This window comes from Mycobacterium sp. (assembly GCF_049802695.1).
Lineage (GTDB): Bacteria > Actinomycetota > Actinomycetes > Mycobacteriales > Mycobacteriaceae > Mycobacterium.
Map to the genome: position 1 here is coordinate 1 of NZ_JBARMY010000152.1, position 4,472 is coordinate 4,472.

The 4,472-nt window shown below is 65.3% G+C and carries 6 protein-coding genes; all 6 read left to right on the forward strand.

The window, feature by feature from the left end; all coding sequences use genetic code 11:
• Positions 1-937: acyl-CoA dehydrogenase (locus WA317_RS06300; protein WP_425172219.1), on the forward strand; the 937-nt coding region annotated here is incomplete at its 5' end.
• On the forward strand, positions 934-2,409 hold the full coding sequence (locus WA317_RS06305; protein ID WP_425172220.1) for a phosphotransferase family protein: 1,476 nt from the start codon (positions 934-936) through the stop codon (positions 2,407-2,409). The genes WA317_RS06300 and WA317_RS06305, both read left to right, overlap by 4 nt.
• 106 nt (positions 2,410-2,515) lie before the next feature.
• Positions 2,516-3,049, forward strand: coding sequence for a YceI family protein (locus tag WA317_RS06310; protein WP_425172221.1), 534 nt, complete (start codon positions 2,516-2,518; stop codon positions 3,047-3,049).
• A gap of 99 nt (positions 3,050-3,148) precedes the next feature.
• Positions 3,149-3,481, forward strand: coding sequence for a hypothetical protein (locus WA317_RS06315; RefSeq protein ID WP_425172224.1), 333 nt, complete (start codon positions 3,149-3,151; stop codon positions 3,479-3,481).
• A gap of 211 nt (positions 3,482-3,692) precedes the next feature.
• Positions 3,693-4,070 carry an NADH-quinone oxidoreductase subunit A gene (locus tag WA317_RS06320; RefSeq protein WP_425172222.1) on the forward strand — a complete coding sequence of 126 codons (378 nt, stop codon included), beginning with the start codon at positions 3,693-3,695 and terminating at the stop codon, positions 4,068-4,070.
• A gap of 8 nt (positions 4,071-4,078) precedes the next feature.
• Positions 4,079-4,472: NuoB/complex I 20 kDa subunit family protein (locus tag WA317_RS06325; protein WP_425172223.1), on the forward strand; the 394-nt coding region annotated here is incomplete at its 3' end.

Consider the following 4,472-nt stretch of genomic DNA (forward strand, 5'->3'; position numbering starts at 1 on the left):
AGGGCTTGGGCTGCACAACGATCTGCAGAACGAATCGTCGATCGTCGGGAATTTTCCCCAGGTCATCATGATGGAGCGCTTCGGCAGCGAGGCGCAACGGCGGGTCTGGTCTGAAGCGCTGATCACCGGTGCGCGCTCGATGGCGTTCGGGCTGAGCGAACCCGCCCACGGCTCCGACGCGACCTGGCTGGAGACCCAAGCGGTGGCCGACGGCGACGGCTGGGTGATCAACGGCGCCAAACGCTGGAACACCGGTGTGCACCGCGCCACCCACGACTTGATCTTCGCGCGGACCTCCGGCGACCCGGGACAGGCTCAGGGCATCACCGCGTTCCTGGTTCCCACCGATGCGCCGGGATTCTCCGTGCCGTACTACTGGTGGACGTTCAACATGCCGACCGACCACGGTGAAGTGGAATTGACCGACGTGCGGGTGTCCGGTGACGCGGTGCTCGGCGAGGTGGACCACGGATTGGAAGTGGCGCAGACGTTTCTGCACGAGAACCGGATTCGGCAAGCGGCCGGCAGCCTGGGCGCTGCGCAATACTGCATCGATCGCGCCGCCGACTATGCGACCAGACGAACGGTGTTCGGCAAGCCGCTCGCACTCAACCAAGCTGTGCAGTGGCCGTTGGCCGAGCTGCAGACCGAAGCCCAGATGGTGCGGCTGCTGGTGTATTACGCCGCCTGGCACTTGGACCGCAACCATCATTTGGAGGTCTCCGACAAAGTGTCGATGGCCAATTACCGTGCCAACAGGTTGGTCTGTGACGCCGCCGACCGGGCGATGCAGATCTTCGGTGGACTCGGTTACAGCCGCCACGAACCGTTCGAGCACATCTACCGCCACCACCGCCGCTACCGGATCACCGAAGGCGCCGAGGAGATCCAGATCCGCCGAGTGGCACAGCGATTGTTCAAATTCGGCTCGAAGTGACCGACACCCGACAGTTGTCGCGCGCGCTGACACCGGTGGTGACCGCTGCGCTGGGCAACGACGCGGCGATCGACAATCTGCGCGCGCTGACCGGTGGGGCCAGTCGCAGCACGTGGGCGTTCGACGCGGTCACCGGTGACCAGCGGCATGCCTTGATCCTGCGGATCGGACCGCCCGACGACGTTCATGCCGGCATGGAATTGGAGGCCCGTGTTCAGGCCGCCGCCGCGGCGGCCGGTGCGCCCGTGCCACGCATCCTCGTCGCCGACAACTCCGCGGCGGCCCTGGGCAATCCGTTCCTGATCTGTGACGAGATCAAAGGTGAGACGATCGTGCGGCGCATCGATCGCCGGCTCGACGATGAAGACCGCCCGCGACTGCTGCGGCAATGCGCTCAGGCGCTGGCCGCCATTAACAGTGCCGACGCGCGAGACGCAGACTTGCAGGCCCAGGACCAACTCGGGCAATGGCGCGACCGGCTGGACACCATGGCCGATACCACCGCAACGTTCGAGTGGGTGTTCCGCTGGCTGGCCGCGCACCGGCCTGTGCCGTCACCGCAGCTTCTGGTGCACGGTGATTTCCGGATGGGCAACCTGATCGTGGACGGTGCACAACTGGCGGCGGTGCTGGACTGGGAACTGGTGCACGTCGGCGAGGCCTACGAAGACCTGGCGTGGTTCTGTATCCGGGCCTGGCGCTTCGGCGCGCCGGTCGACCGCGGCGCGGGCGGGCTGGGCAGCGTCGAGGACTTCCTGTCGGCTTACGAAGGGGCGGCCGGCGTACGCGTCGACCGGGCTTCATTCCACTGGTGGCTCATTCTGGCCACCCTGCGCTGGGGAGTGATCTGCCGCTACCAGGCCGAGCGGCACCTGAGTGGGCAGACCCGCTCAGTGGAACTGGCGGCGATCGGCCGCCGCGTCTGTGAAACAGAGTGGGATCTGCTGAACCTGATCGAGCGAATCCCGCCCGGTGACGATGCGGGCCGTGTACCGGCCCCGCCCGGCGACAATGCGGGCCGTGCAGCGGCCCCGCCCGGCGACAATGCGGGCCGTGGAGCGGCCCGAGGAGGAGCCGGGCTATTCGCCGGAGGAGGAGCCGGGCAATTCGCCGGAGGAGCCGGGCAATCAGACCCGACCGGACTTTACGGCCGCCCGAGCGCCGCCGAGCTCGTCGTCGCCGTCGCCGAATTTCTCGAAAGAGACGTACGGGAATCCACTGTGGGACAGGTCAACTTCCATGCGCGGGTGGCGGCCAACGTCTTGCGCATCGTCGAACGCGAACTGCTCGGCGACGCGGGAATCGAGGTCGCCGATGTGCTCGCCGGGTTGGGTTTTGCTGATGAAGCGCAGCTCGCCGCGGCCATTCGTCGCGGTGCGCTCGACGACCGCGCCGACGACGTCACCCACTGTCTGCGGGCTCTGGTCAGTCACCGTCTCGGGGTGGCGCACCCCGGATATCAGCATGAGTAGTGGTCTTGCCGACCCGGCCGAATTGCGCCCGCTGCTGGGTTAGGCTCGCTCGCAGCGACGCGCGGCGAGCCAGGCGATCGGTGAGGCGGCACGACGGAGGTGCTCAATGACGACCATAGAGACATTGCTGAACGATCCCGACACCGCCGGGGTATGGAATCTTTTGCCCGACCGCTCCAGCTTCGCTTTCAAGATCAAGAACATGTGGGGCTTGGTGAACGTCAAAGGCCGGTTCACCGACGTCAGCGGCGACGGACAAGTCACCGAGAAGGGCGCAGTCTTCGGCCGCATCGACATCGACGTCGCATCACTGAACACCGGTATCCGCCGCCGCGATCAGCACCTCTTGTCGGCGGACTTCTTCGACGCCGAGCGGTTCCCACAGATCAGCGTGGTGGTCACCGCCGTGCAGCCCAGCACCGGCAACCGCGCCGATCTGCAGGCGGCGTTCACGATCAAAGGTGTCACCGCTCCGGTGCCCCTGCCCGTCGCGATCACCGTGCTCGACGACGGCACGGTCCTGGTGACGGCCAACGCTGAGATCGATCGGGCCGAGTTCGGCCTGGATTGGAATCGAGCGGGCATGGTCGGCCGAGCCGCGACGGCAACGGTCGAGGCCTACTTCGTCCGCGCAGGCTGACCCGCGCCGTCGAGGTGGGTAGCATCAAGCACCGTGCCTGCCGATGACACCTTGCGGATACTCGTGTACAGCAACAACGCCAAAACCCGCGAGCAGGTCATGCTGGCGCTGGGCAAACGACCGGACCCTGAGCTGCCCGCGGTCAGCTACGTCGAGGTCGCGACCGAGCCGATCGTCGTCCAACAGATCGACGCCGGTGGGATCGACCTTGCGATCCTCGACGGCGAGGCGTCGCCGGCCGGTGGCCTGGGCGTCGCCAAACAGTTGAAGGATGAAGTCGAGAAATGCCCGCCGATCCTGGTGCTCACTGGTCGCGCAGACGATGCGTGGCTGGCCAACTGGTCGCGCGCCGAGGCCGCCGTATCCCATCCGATCGATCCCATCGTGCTCGGCCAGACGGTAGCCGAGCTGCTTCGCACCCCGGTGCGATAACAAGCACTAATATGCCTGTCATGGTTGGCTTTTCGTGACCCTGCGAAAAGCCACGGCCACGCACGCTGGCCGCCCGTCCGGCCGATGCTCGGGTTGCGGAGGTTGTGGGTGAAGTCACACAAGGGGTCCTGAGCGGAGCAGGTAACTCGGTCAGTAGGCTGTGTTTGACCTCACAGCCAGTCGGGAAATACATCAGGAGCGTTGCTGCAGGATGAATTTGTACACACCCATCCTGGTCCTCGGGGGGATCGCTGCCGGGTTCGCAGTGTTCTCCGTGATCGTGGCCGTGATCGCGGGTCCCACCCGATTCAACCGGGCGAAGCTGGAGGCCTACGAGTGCGGAATCGAGCCCAGCAGCCAGCCGGGCAATGCTCCGAGCGCGGGCAGCGGCCAGCGTTTCCCGGTGAAGTACTACTTGACCGCGATGCTGTTCATCGTCTTCGACATCGAGATCGTGTTTCTGTATCCATGGGCGGTGAGCTACGACGCGTTGGGAGTGTTCGCGCTCGTCGAGATGGTGGTATTCATGCTCACCGTGTTCGTGGCGTACGCCTATGTGTGGCGCCGCGGCGGCTTAACGTGGGATTGAGGTAAGACGTGGGCATTGAAGAGAAACTGCCCAGCGGTTTCTTGCTGACTACCGTCGAAGTCCTGGCGGGCTACTTTCGCAAGAATTCGTTGTGGCCGGCTACGTTCGGGTTGGCCTGCTGCGCAATCGAGATGATGTCGACCGCCGGTCCCCGGTTCGACATCGCGCGGTTCGGCATGGAGCGATTCTCAGCGACGCCACGGCAGGCTGACCTGATGATCGTGGCCGGGCGGGTCAGCCAGAAGATGGGTCCGGTGCTGCGGCAGATCTACGACCAGATGGCCGAACCGAAATGGGTGCTGGCGATGGGCGTGTGCGCCTCGTCGGGTGGAATGTTCAACAATTACGCGGTGGTCCAGGGTGTTGACCACATCGTCCCGGTCGACATCTACCTGCCGGGCT